15 protein-coding genes are annotated in these 16297 nt (G+C 70.2%); 7 read left to right on the top strand and 8 right to left on the bottom strand.

Features of this window, described 5'->3' with window-relative positions:
• Window positions 1-60 precede the first annotated feature (60 nt).
• From STSP_RS19995 to STSP_RS20005, 4 genes are all read right to left on the bottom strand, one after another.
• Complete coding sequence (locus STSP_RS19995; protein WP_067279747.1) at window positions 61-999, bottom strand: serine/threonine-protein kinase; 939 nt, start codon at window positions 997-999, stop codon at window positions 61-63.
• Complete coding sequence (locus STSP_RS20000) at window positions 996-2837, bottom strand: ABC transporter ATP-binding protein (RefSeq protein ID WP_232789722.1); 1842 nt, start codon at window positions 2835-2837, stop codon at window positions 996-998. Before STSP_RS20000 ends, STSP_RS19995 begins: the two co-directional genes overlap by 4 nt.
• A 328-nt stretch (window positions 2838-3165) precedes the next feature.
• Complete coding sequence (locus tag STSP_RS39230; protein WP_157902871.1) at window positions 3166-3309, bottom strand: hypothetical protein; 144 nt, start codon at window positions 3307-3309, stop codon at window positions 3166-3168.
• 258 nt (window positions 3310-3567) lie between these two features.
• A complete protein-coding gene (locus STSP_RS20005) occupies window positions 3568-4125 on the bottom strand; it encodes a hypothetical protein (protein WP_067279749.1) in 558 nt (185 codons plus the stop codon).
• Between the two features lie 195 nt (window positions 4126-4320).
• Between STSP_RS20005 and STSP_RS20010 the strand changes: the two genes are divergently transcribed.
• Window positions 4321-4575 (top strand): DUF6296 family protein, encoded by a 255-nt coding sequence (locus tag STSP_RS20010; RefSeq protein WP_232789723.1) that lies wholly within the window; start codon window positions 4321-4323, stop codon window positions 4573-4575.
• Here STSP_RS20010 and STSP_RS20015 read toward each other — a convergent pair.
• Window positions 4572-4988: a DUF2267 domain-containing protein gene (locus tag STSP_RS20015; protein ID WP_067279754.1), complete on the bottom strand. Its 417-nt coding sequence runs from the start codon at window positions 4986-4988 to the stop codon at window positions 4572-4574. The genes STSP_RS20010 and STSP_RS20015 overlap by 4 nt on opposite strands.
• A gap of 195 nt (window positions 4989-5183) precedes the next feature.
• Here STSP_RS20015 and STSP_RS20020 point away from each other — a divergent pair, with 195 nt between their 5' ends.
• Window positions 5184-5363 (top strand): CsbD family protein, encoded by a 180-nt coding sequence (locus tag STSP_RS20020; RefSeq protein WP_067279755.1) that lies wholly within the window; start codon window positions 5184-5186, stop codon window positions 5361-5363.
• A 179-nt stretch (window positions 5364-5542) separates the two neighbouring features.
• Window positions 5543-7432: a glycoside hydrolase family 15 protein gene (locus STSP_RS20025; RefSeq protein WP_107441350.1), complete on the top strand. Its 1890-nt coding sequence runs from the start codon at window positions 5543-5545 to the stop codon at window positions 7430-7432.
• A 99-nt stretch (window positions 7433-7531) separates the two neighbouring features.
• Here the strand turns inward: STSP_RS20025 and STSP_RS20030 are convergent, their stop codons facing one another.
• Window positions 7532-8344 (bottom strand): SGNH/GDSL hydrolase family protein, encoded by an 813-nt coding sequence (locus STSP_RS20030; RefSeq protein ID WP_067279758.1) that lies wholly within the window; start codon window positions 8342-8344, stop codon window positions 7532-7534.
• A gap of 373 nt (window positions 8345-8717) precedes the next feature.
• Here STSP_RS20030 and STSP_RS20035 point away from each other — a divergent pair, with 373 nt between their 5' ends.
• The gene (locus STSP_RS20035; protein WP_078067335.1) at window positions 8718-10091 is read left to right on the top strand and encodes a phytase; all 1374 of its coding nucleotides are present in this window, start codon (window positions 8718-8720) and stop codon (window positions 10089-10091) included.
• A 70-nt stretch (window positions 10092-10161) separates the two neighbouring features.
• Complete coding sequence (locus STSP_RS20040) at window positions 10162-10437, top strand: hypothetical protein (protein WP_107441349.1); 276 nt, start codon at window positions 10162-10164, stop codon at window positions 10435-10437.
• Between the two features lie 77 nt (window positions 10438-10514).
• On the opposite strand, the gene STSP_RS20045 is transcribed toward STSP_RS20040, so the two are convergent.
• Window positions 10515-10946 (bottom strand): ATP-binding protein, encoded by a 432-nt coding sequence (locus STSP_RS20045; RefSeq protein ID WP_067279760.1) that lies wholly within the window; start codon window positions 10944-10946, stop codon window positions 10515-10517.
• A 479-nt stretch (window positions 10947-11425) separates the two neighbouring features.
• On the opposite strand from STSP_RS20045, the gene STSP_RS20050 reads away from it, so the two are divergent.
• Both STSP_RS20050 and glpK read left to right on the top strand, forming a co-directional pair.
• On the top strand, window positions 11426-12193 hold the full coding sequence (locus tag STSP_RS20050) for an IclR family transcriptional regulator (protein ID WP_067279763.1): 768 nt from the start codon (window positions 11426-11428) through the stop codon (window positions 12191-12193).
• Window positions 12194-12240: 47 nt separating this feature from the next.
• Window positions 12241-13746 (top strand): glycerol kinase GlpK, encoded by a 1506-nt coding sequence (gene glpK / locus STSP_RS20055; protein WP_067279765.1) that lies wholly within the window; start codon window positions 12241-12243, stop codon window positions 13744-13746.
• A gap of 33 nt (window positions 13747-13779) precedes the next feature.
• On the opposite strand, the gene STSP_RS20060 is transcribed toward glpK, so the two are convergent.
• Entirely contained in the window at window positions 13780-15882 is a 2103-nt protein-coding gene (locus STSP_RS20060; RefSeq protein WP_067279767.1) for a SpoIIE family protein phosphatase, read from the bottom strand.
• Between the last annotated feature and the right edge of the window lie 415 nt (window positions 15883-16297).

Here is a 16297-nt window from a genome sequence, read left to right on the forward strand (position 1 = left end):
AGTCCCCCGGTCTCCAGCCCTCGGCCCCGGCCCGCCGACCGCTCGCCGATCCCGTCCGGCTCAAAGGCGGTTCGCCGCGTGCATCAGTCGGTTCAGCGTCGCGTCGAACACGACGGCCAGTTCCCGGACAGTGGGCCGGGCGGCCGGATCGGGGCTGAGGCAGCCGTCGATGGCCGGCGCGAGTCCGTGCGGCAGGCGTCGGCGGGACGCCAATGCCGGGGCGGTGCCTTCGAGTTGCGGATACCAGTCGTCGCTGCCGCTCGCGCTGCCGCCCGATGTGACCGGTGTGGCTGATGTGACGACGGTCGTGGTCGGTGTGGCCGAGCCGCCGTCGTCCACGGTCTCTCCGCTGTCGAACGGTGCGTCACCCGTGGCGAATTCGTAGAGCGTGACGCCGATGCCCCATACGTCGGCCGCTGCCGACAGCGGTGCGCCGCGCGCCTGTTCGGGGGAGAGATAGCAGAACGTGCCGATGCCCGGCGGCGCCGTGCCGGGCGGTCGCGCGACGCTGAGGTCGAGCACTTTGGCGCGCCCGCACTCGACGACGACGTTGGACGGCTTGAGGTCGAGGTGGAGCAGCCCCTGACCATGGAGGTAGTGGATCGCGGAGCACAGCTGCGCGCCGAGGAGCGCCACGTCCCGGGCGGCCGGCCGGCGCCGCAGCCGCCGGATGAGGTGGGACAGCGTTTCGCCGGTCAGCGTCTCCAGTACGACGAGCGGTTCCGGCGACTCGACGACCTCGTACGCGCGGACCAGGTGCGGATGGGTGAACGCCCGGAGCCAGCGGCCCTCCCGGAGCAGTCGCTCGTGGAGTCGCTCCTCGTGGCGGCGGTCCGGCCGCACGAGCTTGGTCACGCAGCGGCAGTGCCGTTCCTCGCTCCAGGTGTCGTAGAGATCGAGCCAGCCGGTCCGCGTCAGGTGCGCCAGGATCTCGTAGCCCGGCGCTGGGCTCGTCCCGGGGGCCAGAACGTCCGCAAGGGCGGCACCGCCGTGCGTCACGGGAGCACCGTCCCCGTGTTCAGGGGCCAGGAGGATCCGGTCGGAGACCCGGCCGGCATGGGGCCGGTGATCTCGTGCAGCCGGTGCAGCCGGGCGTAGGCCCCGCCCCGCCGCACCAGTTCCTGGTGGGTGCCGCACTCGGCGACCCGGCCGCGGTCGAGGACGACGATGCAGGTGGCGTCGCGGACCGTCAGCAGATTGTGGGAGATGACGATGGTGGTGCGCCCGGCCATCAGCCTGCGCAGCGGTTCCATGATCCGCCGGCCCGACTGGACGTCCAGGCCCGTGGTCGGCTCGTCGAGGAGCAGGACCGGCGCGTCCCTGATCATCGCGCGGGCGATCGCCAGGCGCTGGCGCTGCCCTCCGGAGAGTGTGCGCCCCCGCTGCCCCACCACGGTGTCGTAGCCGTCGGGCAGCAGCTGGATGAAGCCGTGCGCGTCTGCGGTGCGGGCTGCCGCGACGATGTCCGCCTCTGTCGCGTCCGGTCGGCCGTAGGCGATGTTCTCCCGCACGGTGCCGTGGAACACGAGCGTCTCCTGGAGCACCACGGCGACGTTCTCCCGCAGCTCGGACAGGTGCAGGTCGCGGAGGTCGACGCCGTCGAGGCGGACCACTCCCTCGTCGGGGTCGTAGAAGCGCAACTGCAGCTTCGCGACGGTGGACTTGCCCGCGCCGCTCGCCCCGACCAGCGCCAGTGTTCCGCCGGGCGCCACGTGGAACGACACGCCGGACAGCGCCCACCGGGACGTACCCGGATAACGGAACGACACGCCGTCGAACTCGACATCTCCCCGGGCGCGCCCGATCCGCCGGGCATGCGCGGCCTCGGTGACCTGGGGGCGCTGATCGAGCAGTTCGATGATCCGTTCGGCGGAGGCGGAGGCCGCGTAGAACGTGCTGGTGAGGTGGGACAGATCGCGGATCGGGCTGTAGAGCCTGCTGAGCAGCGCGATGAACACCAGGAGCCCGCCGAGCGTCAGCTGACCCTGTGCCAGTTTCCAGGTGCCGAGGCCCATCACGGCCAGCGCGCCGGCCAGTTCGACGACCTCGACGATCGGCTCGTAGACGGCACGGATCCGTGCCGAGGCCATCGCCGCCCGGAACTTGCCGGTGCTCTCGCGGTCGAACCGGCGCTGCTCCCACGCCTGGCGGTTATACGCCTGTACCAGGGCGACGTTGCCGAGCGACTCCTCGGCGATCGCGCTGATCGAACCGCTGCGCCGTCTGCGCTCGCGCGACGCGGCCTTGATCAGCCGGGAGAAGTGCCGGGCCGCACGCCAGAACAGCGGCACGATGACGAGGGCGAGGAGGGTGAGGTCCCACTGCAGGTAGAACAGGAGGCCGAGGAAGACACCCAGCTGGATCACGTGGTACAGGGCGTTCGCCACCCCCGACAGCAGGAATGTCTCCACCGCGTCGACATCGCCCGTGACACGCGCCAGTACGTCCCCCAGCCGCCGCCGCTCGAAGAAGCCGAGCGACAGGCTCTGGACGTGCCGGAACACATCCGACCGCAGCGCGAGCAGGAAACGCTCGCTGACCCAGGTCGACAGCACGTCGTCGGCGAAGCCCAGAACGCCGGAGCAGACGATGAGTCCCAGATAGGCCACGGCGATCCACAGGAACGGGTCCAGGTCGCGAGGGACGAGGACGTCGTCCACGACGATCTTGAAGAGCCAGATCTCCGCCGCGTCGATGAGGGGCCCGACCATGCTGAAGCCGAGTATGGGCAGCAGCCAGCGCCGACCGCCCCGCGTGTAGGGCCAGAAGCGCCGGAACACCTCGCGCGGGCGGACGGGCGGCGCGGCGGCCACCACGGCGTCGGAGTCCTCGGCCACCGACAGCAGGCGCCGCAGGAGGGGCCGCCGCCAGGCAGACCGTGGCTCGGATCGCCAGGCAGAGTGCGGCCCAGATCGCTGGGCAGAGCGGGGCGCAGATCTCCGGGTAGGCAGCCGGGCAGACCGCCGTCCCGGCAGCCGGGCAGACCTCCGGCCGGCCAGCCGGGCAGACCACCGGCCGGCCAGCCGGGCAGACCACCAACCGGGCAGCCGGGCAGGCCGCGAGACACGCGCCATGGCACGCGTTCCTCAGAAAACGGGATCGCGGGCCGAGCGGGCCGAGAGCTCCCGCCTCCGGGCTCCGGCCCGCTCAGCCGTCACTTGCAGATCACCACTTGTGGTCGCGGGTGTGGTGGTGGCGACGACGACGGCGACGGCGCCGCTTGCCCGTCGTGTCGGTTCGCTTCGACGTCGTCCTGCCCTTCTTGTCGTGATCGTGTTTGGCGGGACATAGATCACTGAAGATCAGCATGACCTTCCCTCCTCAGCTTCCCTCCTCCAACGTGTCCCCGAACGGGATACGTCCGAGAGCGGTCGTTGGATGGCGATTCCGGGGATCTCGCGGGCGCGGATCCCGCGATCTCACGCCGAGGGAGGCCGGCCGAGGGAGGTCAGGCGAGGACGGCAGGTGGAGTGGGGCCGAGGGCAGCCGGTGGAGTCTGGCCGGGCGGCGGGTGGAGTCCGGCCGGGAGGCGGGTGGAGTGCGGCCGGGACGCGGGCGTAGTCGGATTCACGAAGCGACGCCTGCCTGCACTCCCACCGGTGCGCTGGGGCCGGGCGACAGCAGCGCGGACGTGGCTCTTGAGTGCAGGGAATCCAGGACCTCGGTCTGCGTGCGTGCCCTGTCGAGCAGCTCCTGGAGCCGCCGGGCGTCCAGCCGGGAGTCGCGCGCGGCGGCCGCGAGCAGGGAACGCCAGAGCAGTGCCTTGCCCTCGACGCCGACCCGCAGGGCTTCGAGCTCGATGACGACGGTGAGGCCCGAGCGACGCCGGAGACGGCCGTTCGGCTTCACGCGCCCGGCCTTCTCGGCCAGCCAGGCCCCGTACATCTTGTAACGGCGAGCCGGCACGTCGAGGTCTGCCAGGAGCCGCAGCAGCGCATGCCGGTCCTGTGCGATCTCGGTCGCGAGGCCCTCCAGATCGGGGCCGTACGCCGTATCGCGGTGCTCCTTGACCATACGGCGGACCAGCTCGACGCCGCCCGTCGCCCCGGCCACATGATCATTGAGGTAGATGCCGAGCATCCTCTCCCGCACCGGACCGCTGGTGTCTCGTACTGGAACGCCCATGATGTCCCTCCGGACTCTGGAACCTCCCGAGGCGACCCGAGTGCCCCACACCACCGCACCGAACCCCTGGTCCGGGCACAACAGAACGCATCGGAGTCGTCGGGAGAGCGCACTTTGTCGGGATGTTCCGGGGGCATCATGAAAGAGAGGCTCACAATTGTCCGCCATGTGGGGTTTCGTCTGTGGGAGGCCGTCATGAAGACCGTCGACCGTTACCGGCTGACGTTCACCGATCGGTCATCGGGGGCCGGCGTAGTGACGGACGAGGTGATCGTCGAGCGTACCGACGCTGTGGGACCGGGCGGACATCCCGTGTACAGCGATCCCACCGGCATACTCCGTGCCGAGATCAGCCCGGCCGGCGAGGTGCGCATGCTGGTCACCGGCGTCTATCAGTCGCCGCAGGCTCCCAGGGTCGAAGCGCTGCCCGAAGCCGACCAGAGCTCCTAACCGCCGGCGGTCCCCGTGCTGCCCGCGAAAAGCACGGTGGCCGTATCGTCGTCCAGCGACCGTCGGATCTTGTCCGTCACACCACCCTGCACGGCATCGCCGACGACCTCGATCACCGAACGTGCATCGTGGACCGCCTTGGGGACGTCCTTGCCCTCCCGCTGAGCAACCCGGTCGAAGAACTCCTGCCGGGTCATGCGCACGCCCGCGACCGGGTGGTCCGGGGCCGTCTCGACACGCCGGATGTGCTCGCCGATCTCCTGCGGCAGCTGAGCGGCCACGTTCTCAGCCAGCCCGGCAGGGATGCGTTCGGCTAGGGTCTCCAGCGTCGCGCGGGTCGCCGCCTCGGCCGCGCCCCGGCTGTCCAGGCGGGCACGTGACTGCACCTGGCCGATGAACTCGTCATGCTGCATCGCCGCTCACCTCCTGTGACTGTCGCGGCTCGGGTAGCCCGTATCGTGACGGCGAAACGACGGGAACGAGCTGCTCGCGTACGGCCTGATCGGGTACGGCGGCGTCTCCCAGCGCCGCAGGTTCGGACCCTTGAATCCGGGTATGCGCAGATTGGGTGTTTTCGTCCGGAAATGCACATCGCTGGGAGATATGTGATGGCCAGGAAAGACAAGGCCTCGAACGCCGCCCAGAAGATGAAGGGCAAGGCGAAGGAAGCAACCGGCAAACTGACCGACGACGAGAGCCTGGAGTCCAAAGGCAAGACCGAGCAGGTCAAAGGCGACGTCAAGCAGGCCGGTGAAAACGTGAAGGACGCCTTCAAGCGTGGACGTTGATCCACGAACGCCGCGCTGTCTCGAGCCTGGACGCCTCGCCGCGTCCAGGCTTTCGCGGGCGGGCCGCACAAGCGTGGTTGTGCGGCCCGGCGACTCGTAGCCTGAAGAGCGGGGCCGCGGACAAGTGGGAGACGCCGCAGGAGGCCGATGTGACAGAGGCTGACGTGACAGAGGCCGACGTGACAGTCGAGGCCGAAGGCGCCGCGGGCAGGTCCGGCTCCCCGGGCGGATGGCCCGGCGGCGCCGATACGAGCCGCGGCGCGAGCCGCTATCTTCCGGTCGCCGAGCACGGACTGATCGGTGATCTGCGCAGCGCGGCGCTGGTCGGCACGAACGGGACCATCGACTGGTACTGTTGCGCGCGCTTCGACGCGCCCAGCGTCTTCGCCTCGATCCTCGACGCCGACAAGGGAGGATCCTTCGAACTCGCCGCGGACGTCCCGGCACGTACGAAGCAGTTCTACTTCCCCGACACCAACGTGCTGATCACCCGCTTCTTCGCGGACGACGGAGTCGGCGAGATCCAGGACTTCATGCCGGTCGTCGACGACTCGCGCGAGGCCGACCGGCATCGGCTGATCCGGCGCGTGGTGTGCGTACGAGGATCGCTGCCGTTCCATGCCCGCGTGGCCCCCCGCTTCGAGTACGGGACACAGCCGCACACCGTGCACGTGCAGGACGGTCAGGCGATCTTCGAGACGCCCTCGCTCGCCCTCGCGCTGACGTCCACGGTCCCGGTCGAGGTCACCGGCCAGGACGTGTGGTCGCTGTTCAAACTGCACGAGGGCGAGTCGGCCGTCTTCGCCCTCGACCGGGTCGGCGGGGGCGTGGCACCCCGGTTCTGTGCCCTCAGCGAGGCGGAACAGCAGTTCAACGCCACCGTCCGCTACTGGCGGCGGTGGCTGTCCCGGTCGCGCTACCGGGGCCGATGGCGGGAGATGGTCCACCGCTCCGCCCTCACCCTGAAGCTCCTGACATACGCCCCGACGGGCGCCATCGTCGCCGCACCGACCACCAGCCTTCCTGAACAGATCGGCGGCGAGCGCAACTGGGACTACCGCTACGTGTGGATCCGCGACGCCGCGTTCTGCGTGTACGCCATGCTCAGGCTGGGGTTCACCGACGAGGCGGAAGCCTTCATGGGCTTCCTCACCGAGCACATCAGCCGTGAGCAGCCCCGGTCGGCCGGCCCCATCGGTCCGCTGCAGATCATGTACGGCATCGACGGACGCCACGAGCTGCCCGAGCGCGAAGTGCCCCACCTCGAGGGCTACCGCGGCTCGGCCCCCGTACGCATCGGCAACGGTGCCGTCAAACAGCTCCAGTTGGACATCTACGGAGCGCTCATCGACTCCCTCTACCTCTACGACAAGTGGGGGCAGCCCATCTCCAGCGGTCACTGGGACAGCATCTGCGACCTGGTCGACTGGGTGTGCAACCACTGGGACCAGCCCGACGAGGGGGTCTGGGAGACCCGCGGCGGACGCAAGGCCTTCCTCTACTCGCGGTTGATGTGCTGGGTGGCGATCGAACGGGCGATGCGGATGGCCCGGCATCGCGGGCTGCCGGCGGACCTGGTGCGCTGGGGGCGGGCCCGCGATGCGATCTACCGCCGGATCATGCGCCGCGGCTGGTCCGACAAGCGGCAGGCCTTCGTCCAGTACGAGGGCGGAGACGTCCTCGACGCGTCCCTGCTGATGATGCCGCTGGCGAAGTTCATCTCACCCACCGACCCGAAGTGGCTCTCCACGCTCGACGCGCTGGGTGAGGACCTCGTCTCCGACTCCCTGGTGTACCGCTACGACCCACAGGCCAGCCCCGACGGCCTGCGCGGCGAGGAGGGCACCTTCTCCATCTGCTCGTTCTGGTACGTCGAGGCGCTGACCCGCGCCGGCCGCCTGGACGAGGCCCGACTCGCGTTCGAGAAGATGCTCACGTATGCCAACCATCTCGGCCTGTACGCCGAGGAGGTGGGCCAAACCGGGGAGCAGCAGGGCAACTTCCCCCAGGCCTTCACCCACCTGTCGCTGATCAGCGCGGCCTTCAATCTGGACCGTGCGCTCGGCTAGCCGGAGTCAGTCGCTGCCGCCCCCGCCCCCGCCGGGAGGACGGCGGGGGCGGTGAAGGCGTAAGCACAGCAGGTCAGCCTGTGTGTCGGCCCCCGGAGGTCACGTCGCGTCGGTGAACACGGGAAGGTAGCCACGCGCCTGTCCGGTCGCCGTGGGGTGGTACGACTCGGTGAGGGCCAGCCAGTTGATGCTGCGCAGCCACGGCCGGCGGGAGCAGATCCCATGTCCGGAGAAGGTGGTCCTGACGTCGCCGAAGGTGAATCCGTGGTCGGCGGCGCGCTTCGCGGTCACGCCGTTCAGATGGTCCACGGCGTCGTTGAGGGCGGACCGCTCGGTCTCCGAAAGGCCGCCGGTACAGGTGCCGTCGAGCTGGTACAGGCGCGGGTAGCCGAGCACCACGACGTGGGCAGCCGGGGCCTTTCTCCTGATGGCCGTGTAGACACGGTCGAGGGCGTCGGGCAGCTTCCGTTCCATGTACGCGTGCGCCTGGGCGATGTCGGACAGACATGCCCTGGTGTCCTGCAGCACACACGTCGTCATGACGTCGGCGAAGCCCGCGTCGCTGCCGCCCACGGTGATGCTGACGAGGCCGGTACGGGCGCTGAGCGGCCCGAGCTGGCGGGCCAGGACGTCGCGCGTGGAAGCGCCGTTGCACGCGGTGAAGCTGAACGAGGAGGGTGAGTGGGCGGCGGCCCACAGCACGGGATACGCCCTGTTGCTGCGCAGGCAGTCGACGCTGGAGCCGATATAGCTTCCGGCTCCGACACCGGAGGAGTAGGAATCACCGAGGGCCACATAACCGGTGGCTGCCGCCTCCCTTGGGGACGCCTGCCCCGTCGCGGCGCCGGTGACAGCGCAGGAGACGGCGAGGAGGAGCGAGGAGGCACATGCCGCGAATCGGGACAGTCTCATAGACCTCGCTTAGCACGATCCATTCGCCTCGACCGTGGTGACGATCATCGACCGTTTGGCTCTGTTGGGGGAGGATCAAGATCATGCCGATCCGTCAACTCCCTTACGCTCGCCGGGAGTTCGGTTGCCGCTCGGGGCGCACGCCGGACTGGCATGCTCCGACCTGTCGTCACCCGGAGAGCCGTCAGTCTTCCGGGCTGGGCCGGTCACTCTTCCGGGCTGGGCCGGTGCTCGCCGTACCGGTGATCGTTTCCGCGGCGTGCCGTGGTTGTCCATGCGGTCGGCGGCCGCAGTTCACCGGTGGGGCCTAGTTTTCGGGACCGCCCCCGAGCGAAAACGATCCATGTTGATCTGTTCCTGACAGAGGAGCCTCATGGCAGCCCCCAGAGTGTCCGCGTCATCCCGTTTCGGCCGTCCCCGTACCCTCGCCGCGCTCGCCGCCCTGCTGCTGGCCGGCTCGGCCCCCGCCGCGTTCGCGGTCTCCGTGCCTGCGCCGGTCGCGACCACGGCGTCGGTGGAGAGCCCGGCGGTGTACGACGACGAGGCCGGCGGCGACGCGGATGCGGACGATCCCGCCGTATGGGTGGACCCCGCCGACCCTGCGCGCAGCATCGTCATCGGCACGCTGAAGAACGCCGGACTCGACGTGTACGGCCTGAACGGGCAGCGTCTGCAGCACATCGCCGCTCCGGCAGCGCCGAGCGAGGACGCGGAGCCGGGCCGGTTCAACAACGTCGACGTCGTCTACGGCTTCGAACTCGCCGGGAAGAAGACCGACCTGGCCCTGGTCAGCGACCGCGGCCGGGACCGGATCCGGATCTACGCCATCGACCCGAAGGCGGTGTCCGAGGGCCGTCCCCCGCTGACCGACGTGACCGCCGCCGGAGTGGCGCCGGTCTTCTCCGCCTCCGAGACGGCGGTCGACGAGCAGCGCACCGCGTACGGCCTGGCCGCATACGTCGAGGACGGCAACGTGTACGTCGTGGTCAGCCGCCGCTCCGAGACCCGCCTGAAGCTGCTGAAGCTGACCGCGAGCAACGGCAAGGTCGGCTACGCCACCGAGGACACCATCGACATGCCCGGCTCGTTCACGCTGCCCAACGGCCAGCAGTGGACGCCGTGCGCCGACCCGGGCGACCGTGCGCAGTTCGAGGGCATGGCCGTCGACCAGGAGAAGCACGTGCTGTACGCGGCACAGGAGGACGTCGGCCTGTGGCGGATCCCCCTGGACGACGCGGAGTTCGAGACGCCCGCCCTCATCGACAAGGTCCGCGAGTACGGCGTGCCGTGGACGTACGACGCAGCGGAGGAGGAGTGCGTGATCGACACGGCCAACGACCCCGGCTACGGCGGCACGCACCTGTCCGCCGACGCCGAGGGCATCACCGTGTACCACGCGGCTGACGGCAAGGGCTACGTCCTCGCCTCCAGCCAGGGCGACAACACCTTCGCCGTGTACCGGCGCGACAGCGGCAACGCGTACGTCGGCCAGTTCGAGATCGCCGACGGCCCGGCGACCGACAGCGTGCAGGAGTCCGACGGCGCCATGGTGGTCAACGTCCCGCTGGGCGCGTCGTTCCCCAAGGGCCTGCTGGTCACCCACGACGGAGAGGCCGCTCCCGAGGACGGCGACCGGGACGCCACGAACTTCAAGTTCGTGCGCTGGGACGCGGTGGCGTCGGCCTTCCCGACTCCGCTGACGGTGGACACGCGGTCCTTCGACCCGCGTGACACGGACGACGACTGACGCGGACGACGACTGACATACGGCGTGGTTCAGCCGGCTGAGAGCTGCCGCCGGGTCTAGGGTGCGGGCCATGGACCTGGACGATGATCTCGGTCGGCTGAGCCGTGACGAACTGGTGGCCGAGGTGCGGCGGCTGCGTACGGGCATCCGTGAGCACAGGGACAGTTCCGGGCACGATCTGTGCTGGCACCACCCCCGGCTGTGGGGATTGCTGCCGGAGCGCGTCGAACCGGACGTGGCGGTGCCGCCATGGCCGCGTTTCCTGCGCGGATGCGTCCGCTACCGGGAATCGCTGGACAGCCAATTGCCGGATGCGCCGGTCCACGACCGCGAATACGGGGAGTAAGCACCGGCTGCGCGACTCATCCGCGCACGGATGGCGCTGTGACGGCGACTCACAGTCGACTCACAGTCGACTAACAGTCACGATGTCTCGATGTCCGCCCACCGAGTCACCCCGCCGCAGTCGCTGCGGACGCCGTGCCGGGCGGACAGGGCGGCGACGATCGGGATGCCGCGGCCGTGTTCGTCCGGCTGCAGGTCGGCCGGTCGCTCGGCGAGCGACACGGGACCGCCGTCGGTCACCTCGATGCGCAGGGCGCGGCGGCCGTCGAGCCGGGTCCAGGCCAGTCGCAGCACGGTCTGAGGGCGGGCGTGGGTGACCGCATTGGTGACCAGTTCCGAGACCACCAGGAGGGCGTCCTCGGTGGTGTCCGGAGGCAGCTTCCAGTCGGCCAGGACCGTGCGAGCGTGTTGGCGCACAGCGGCCACGGCCTCGGGTATGTGCGGCACCGGACAGACATGCTCGATGCCGTGCCTGCCGTGCTCAATGCCTGGGTCCGCCTTCGGCGTCATCCGAGCACCGGGGAACCCGCCCACGGCGGTGGCGCTCACAGTACGCCTGCCATGGCCCGTAGCCGGGCGGCCGGACGCGCGTCCGAGCGGGCGAGCAGGCACGGCAGGCCAGGGACGCCAGCTGTGCTGCCGCCCCGCGAGCTCGCCGACGAGCCCGGCCGTGGGGTGTTCAGCCGTGCTACCACGTGTCCTCCTCCGGACGCCCTTCGGTGGTGACGCACATGTCGAGCGCCACCGGCGCGCTGTCGACGAGGGAACGTCGCGCGCCGCGCAATGGTGGAAACTGCGCTAATAGGGCACGCTAGGGAGCGAGACGCGGCCGGTCAATGAATAGCGGTCGACAATGCCGAACGAAGATGTCGGCCATCGAACGAGAATCGAAACATTCGGTTAAATCCGGACCGGTTGCCCAGCCTGGCGAGAGCCGCCTGCGTGCGGCCCGACAGTGCCGAACACCGAGGCGGAGTTACGATCGCACCATGCCCGGCGCGGTCCAGTCGATCGAGCGAGCTGCGGCGATCCTGCGTCTGCTCGCCAGCGGCCACCGTAGACTCGGGCTCGGAGAGGTGGCGGCCTCACTGGGCCTGGCGAAGGGCACCGCCCACGGCATCCTGCGCACCCTGCAGCACGTCGACTTCGTCGAGCAGGACCAGGCGACCGGCAAGTACCAGCTCGGGGCAGCCCTGCTCCACCTCGGCACCAGCTATCTCGACGTCAACGAACTGCGGTCCCGCTCCATCAACTGGGCCGACGCCCTGGCGGCCCGCAGCGGCGAGGCGGTCCGCATCGGCACGCCCCTCGAGGGCCAGGTACTGGTCGTCCATCACGTCTTCCGGCCCGACGACACGCTCCAGACCCTGGACGTCGGCTCGCTGCTGCCGCTCCACGCCTCCGCGCTCGGCAAAGTTTTGCTGGCCTACGGGGGCACGCCCGTGGCGCCGCTCGTGGAGGCCGGCCTGGAGGCGTACAACCGCCACACGGTGTCGACCCCCGAGGAACTCGATCGCGCGCTCGCCGAGATCCGGGACACCGGATGGGCCGCCGAGATCCAGGAAATGATCATCGGTGAGGCGGGGATCGCCGCGCCGATCAGGGGGCAGGGCGGCCTCGTGGTCGGCGCCATCGGCGTGTCCGGAGCGGTCGAGCGCATCTGCGACACGCGGGGCCGGCCCCATCCCCACCTCGTCGCCCTGGTACGCGACGCCGCCCGCGCGGTCTCCCGCGATCTCGGAGCCGCCCGCTGGTGAAGTGACGTCCACGCCCTCCTCGCCCGCATCCGACGGAAGGCCCGCTCATGGTTGAACGCTATGTGATGTCCATCGACCAGGGCACCACTTCCACGCGATGCATCCTGTTCGATCACCGTGGGCGCCTGGTGTCGGTCGCCCAGCGCGAGCACCAGCACCACTTCCCGCGCCCCGGCTGGGTCGAGCACGACGCCGTGGAGATCTGGCGCAACCTCCAGCGCATCGCGCCGCAGGCCCTGGACGGAGTCGAAGACGGCCAGGTGGCGGCCATCGGCATCGCCAACCAGCGTGAGACGACGGTGCTGTGGGACAGGACGACGGGCGCTCCCGTGGGCAGGGCGATCTCCTGGCAGGACACCCGCACTGATGCGATGGTCGAGGACCTGCGGCGCACGACCGGGGACGACTTCTTCCTCGACCGCTGCAGCCTGCCCCTCGCCACCTACTTCTCCGCACCCCGGATCCGCTGGCTGTTCGACCACGTCGAGGGCCTGCACGAGCGCGCCGAACGGGGCGACGTGCTCTTCGGCACGATGGAGACCTGGCTGATCTGGAACCTCACCGGCGGACCCGCCGGGGGACGGCACATCACCGACGTCACCAACGCCAGCCGCACCATGCTCATGAACACCCGCACCCTCGCCTGGGACGAGGAGCTGCTGGCGTACTTCGGCGTACCCCGCGCGATGCTCCCCGAGATACGGCCCTCGGCGGAGCCCTACGCCGTCGCGGATGCGCTCTTGCCCGGCGTCCGTATCGGAGCGGCCCTCGGCGACCAGCAGGCGGCGCTGTTCGGACAGACCTGCTTCGCGCCCGGCGAGGCGAAATGCACCTACGGGACCGGCAGCTTCCTCCTGATCAACACCGGCACCCAGGTGATCCGGTCACGGCACGGGCTGCTGACCACGGTCGGCTACAAGATCAAGGACGAGCCGGCGGTCTACGCGCTGGAAGGCCCCATCGCCGTCACCGGCTCGCTCGTGCAGTGGTTCCGTGACCGGCTGGGACTCATCGGCAGCGCACCCGAGATCGAGACCCTCGCACGCACCGTCGACGACAACGGCGGCTGCTACATCGTCCCCGCGTTCTCCGGCCTGTACGCCCCCCACTGGCGCAGCGACGCGCGCGGCGTCATCGTCGGCCTCACGTCGTACATCACCAAAGGGCACCTCGCCCGCGCCGTACTGGAGGCCACCGCCTGGCAGACCCGCGAGGTCGTCGACGCCGTGAACGCCGACTCGCCGAACCCTCTCAAGGAGCTCAAGGTCGACGGCGGCATGACGGCGAACAACCTGCTCATGCAGTTCGTGTCCGACGTGCTGGACGTCCCCGTCGTACGCCCCATGGTCGCCGAAACGGTCTCCCTCGGCGCCGCCTACGCCGCCGGGCTCGCCGTCGGTTACTGGCCCGACCTCGAAGGACTCCGCCGCAACTGGCACCGCGCCGCCCAATGGCTGCCGGACATGGACCCCGGCCGACGGGAGGCGGAGTACGACAACTGGCAGCGCGCCGTCGAGCGGGCGCTCGGGTGGATCAAGCCGACCCCCTCTTGACCCCTGGTCCTCGACCCTGCTGAGCGTGTGCCGTCACTGCGTCGGCGATGAGGGGCCTGATGGATTCCACCGCCGTGCGCGGGCGATGAGCAGGGCGACGTCGTCGTGGTTGTCGGGATGGCGCAGCGCCCGCAGCAGATGGTCGCAGGTGTCGTCCAGCGGGCGGCCCGGCTCGTTGAGGAGCCACAGAAGCGTGCTCAGACGTTCGTCGAGCGAATGCTGGCGGGTCTCCACGAGGCCGTCGGTGTACAGCACGAGCTGGTCGCCGGGGCGCAGGTCGACGGTGGTCGTGGAGAAGGGGACACCGCCCACGCCCAGCGGCACACCCGTCGGCAGATCGAGCAGCTCCGGGGGGCGGCCGGGGCGTACCAGCGCGGGCGGCAGGTGTCCGGCCCTGGCGATCTCGCAGCGCTGGGTGTGGGGGTCGTACACGGCGTAGACACAGGTGGCGATGTAGTGGTCCAGGCCCTCGGTGATCTTGTCGAGGTGTTCGAGGAGCGTGGCGGGCGCGAGGTTGAGGGAGGCCAGGGTGCTGGTCGCGGTGCGCAGCCGGCCCATGGTGGCGGCGGCGTCGATGCCGCTGCCCATGACGTCGCCGACGACCAGCGCGGACTTGTCGCCTTCCAGCGGAATGACGTCGAACCAGTCCCCGCCGACCTCACTGGCCGCTCCGGCCGGCTGATAGCGCGATGCGACCTCGAGACCGGGAGCGGCGGGCGGGCGCTCGGGCAGCAGGCTGCGCTGGAGCGTGACGGCGGTGTTGCGCGCGTTCTGGTACCAGCGGGCGTTGTCGATCGCCACGGCCGCCCGGGAGGCCAGCTCACGCGCCAGGACGAGGTCGTCCTCGCTGAAGGGCCGCGGGTTGCGGCTGCGCTTGAGGTCGAGGGCGCCGAGCACCTCGCCGCGGGCGATGAGCGGCACCGCCAGATAGGAGTGGATGCCCGCCCGGGCCAGGTGTGCCGCCGCCTGTTCGTCGCGGGCGATACGGCGCAGATCCTGGTCCGTCACGTGCCGCACCATGACCGGGAGGCCCGTGCGCACGCACTCGGTGACGAGGCGATCAGCGGGATACCAGGCCAGTTGCCCTTCCGGGTCGGCCGCCTTGAGCGCCTCCGTGGGATGGCCTGCTTGAACCGCAACGGCGCGTATCACCGCCGCGTCGCCGCTCGAGAGGCCGCTGCGGCGGCCCTCCACCACCGTGTCCAGCAGGTCCACGGTCGCGATGTCGGCGAGCTCGGGCACCGCGATGTCGGCGAGTTCGCGGGCTGTCCGGTTCAGGTCGAGCGTGGTGCCGATGCGGGCGGAGGCGTCGGCGATGAGGGCCAGGCGCCGCCGGGCGGTCTCGGCCTCGACGCCCGCCCGGTGGCGCTCGGTGACGTCCAGGACCGAGATGGCCACCCCCAGAACCGCCCCCGCGGCGTCCTCCAGCCGGTAGTACGACACCGACCAGGCGTGGTCCTCGCCCGGATCCGCCGGAGTCCGCCCCACGGCGGACCGCTCGATCAGCGGCCGGCCTGTCATCAGCACGCGCCGAAGGGCGGACTCGATGGCGTCGATGTCCAGGAACGGCAGGACCTCGTGGAACGTGCGGCCTATGTGGTCCTCGGCGGGCACGCCGTTGATCTGCGCCAACGCCGGGTTGACCGACACAAACCGCAGATCCGTGTCCAGTACCGCGAGCCCGATCGGCGACTGCGTCACCATCTGCATGGACAGCGCGACATCCCGCTCCACCTGGCGCACGGCCGCCCGATCGGCGGCCAGCCCCAGGGCGTAGAAGTCTCCGCGATCGTTGAGGAGCCGCATGTTGCGGAACTCCACAAGGCGTACGCCGCCGTCCTTGTGCCGTACGGGAAAGGCCCCGGCCCAGCCGCTCCCGGTCGCCATCACATCGGCGAACAGCTTGGTCACCACATCGAGGTGCTTCTCGTGGACCAGGACCCGGGCCGCGTACTGGCCCAGCGCATCCTGGGCGGTGTAACCGAACAGCTCCTCGGCCTGCGGACTCCACAGGACGATGCGCCCCTGCGCATCGAGCAGCACCGCCGCCACGCCCAGTACGTCCAGCAGCCCGCTCGGCCCCGCGGACCCGCGCACCGGCTCCTCGCCACCCGCCACGAAGGATCCTGACGTCATCCCAGGCACCGCCTCCACCGTGCGCAACGGCACGCCGTCCCGTACCGGCTCTCCGGCCGGGCCCGGCCCGTGGCCCGGTTCACCGCGTTTCGTCCCGCTCCACCATGCTCCCCCCGAACGGGCCGCCACCACAGACCGGACCGCCATCCGGCTGCCCATCACCGAGCGTAGCCATCGAGGGCGCCGGTGGCGGCACAGCACGTTCTCGCGGGAGACCGGCCCCTTACCGCTAGTCAGGGCCAGCGTCGCGGGGCAGGCGGGAGTGTGACGGCAGGGACTAAGTAGGTCGGGCGAAGTCCGCTGCGGTTCGGCAGCGCCCCAAAGGGGCGCGGGGAACTGCGCGACCAGCCGCGATGGTGCCGCAGACGATCGACGGCATATCGCGGCACCTCGAGCGGAGCGCTTAGCGGCGGGG

Origin of the sequence: Streptomyces jeddahensis, from assembly GCF_001642995.1 — a bacterium.
GTDB lineage: Bacteria > Actinomycetota > Actinomycetes > Streptomycetales > Streptomycetaceae > Streptomyces > Streptomyces jeddahensis.

What these genes read in the sequence shown, in the direction of transcription:
- STSP_RS20010 (WP_232789723.1), top strand. Translation starts at nt 4,321, where the DNA reads ATGAAGACCGTCGACCGTTACCGGCTGACGTTCACCGATCGGTCATCG.
- STSP_RS20060 (WP_067279767.1), bottom strand. Translation starts at nt 15,882, where the DNA reads ATGACGTCAGGATCCTTCGTGGCGGGTGGCGAGGAGCCGGTGCGCGGG.
- STSP_RS39230 (WP_157902871.1), bottom strand. Translation starts at nt 3,309, where the DNA reads ATGCTGATCTTCAGTGATCTATGTCCCGCCAAACACGATCACGACAAG.
- glpK (WP_067279765.1), top strand. Translation starts at nt 12,241, where the DNA reads ATGGTTGAACGCTATGTGATGTCCATCGACCAGGGCACCACTTCCACG.
- STSP_RS20050 (WP_067279763.1), top strand. Translation starts at nt 11,426, where the DNA reads ATGCCCGGCGCGGTCCAGTCGATCGAGCGAGCTGCGGCGATCCTGCGT.
- STSP_RS20020 (WP_067279755.1), top strand. Translation starts at nt 5,184, where the DNA reads ATGGCCAGGAAAGACAAGGCCTCGAACGCCGCCCAGAAGATGAAGGGC.
- STSP_RS20045 (WP_067279760.1), bottom strand. Translation starts at nt 10,946, where the DNA reads ATGACGCCGAAGGCGGACCCAGGCATTGAGCACGGCAGGCACGGCATC.
- STSP_RS20040 (WP_107441349.1), top strand. Translation starts at nt 10,162, where the DNA reads ATGGACCTGGACGATGATCTCGGTCGGCTGAGCCGTGACGAACTGGTG.
- STSP_RS20005 (WP_067279749.1), bottom strand. Translation starts at nt 4,125, where the DNA reads ATGGGCGTTCCAGTACGAGACACCAGCGGTCCGGTGCGGGAGAGGATG.
- STSP_RS20030 (WP_067279758.1), bottom strand. Translation starts at nt 8,344, where the DNA reads ATGAGACTGTCCCGATTCGCGGCATGTGCCTCCTCGCTCCTCCTCGCC.
- STSP_RS20035 (WP_078067335.1), top strand. Translation starts at nt 8,718, where the DNA reads ATGGCAGCCCCCAGAGTGTCCGCGTCATCCCGTTTCGGCCGTCCCCGT.
- STSP_RS20015 (WP_067279754.1), bottom strand. Translation starts at nt 4,988, where the DNA reads ATGCAGCATGACGAGTTCATCGGCCAGGTGCAGTCACGTGCCCGCCTG.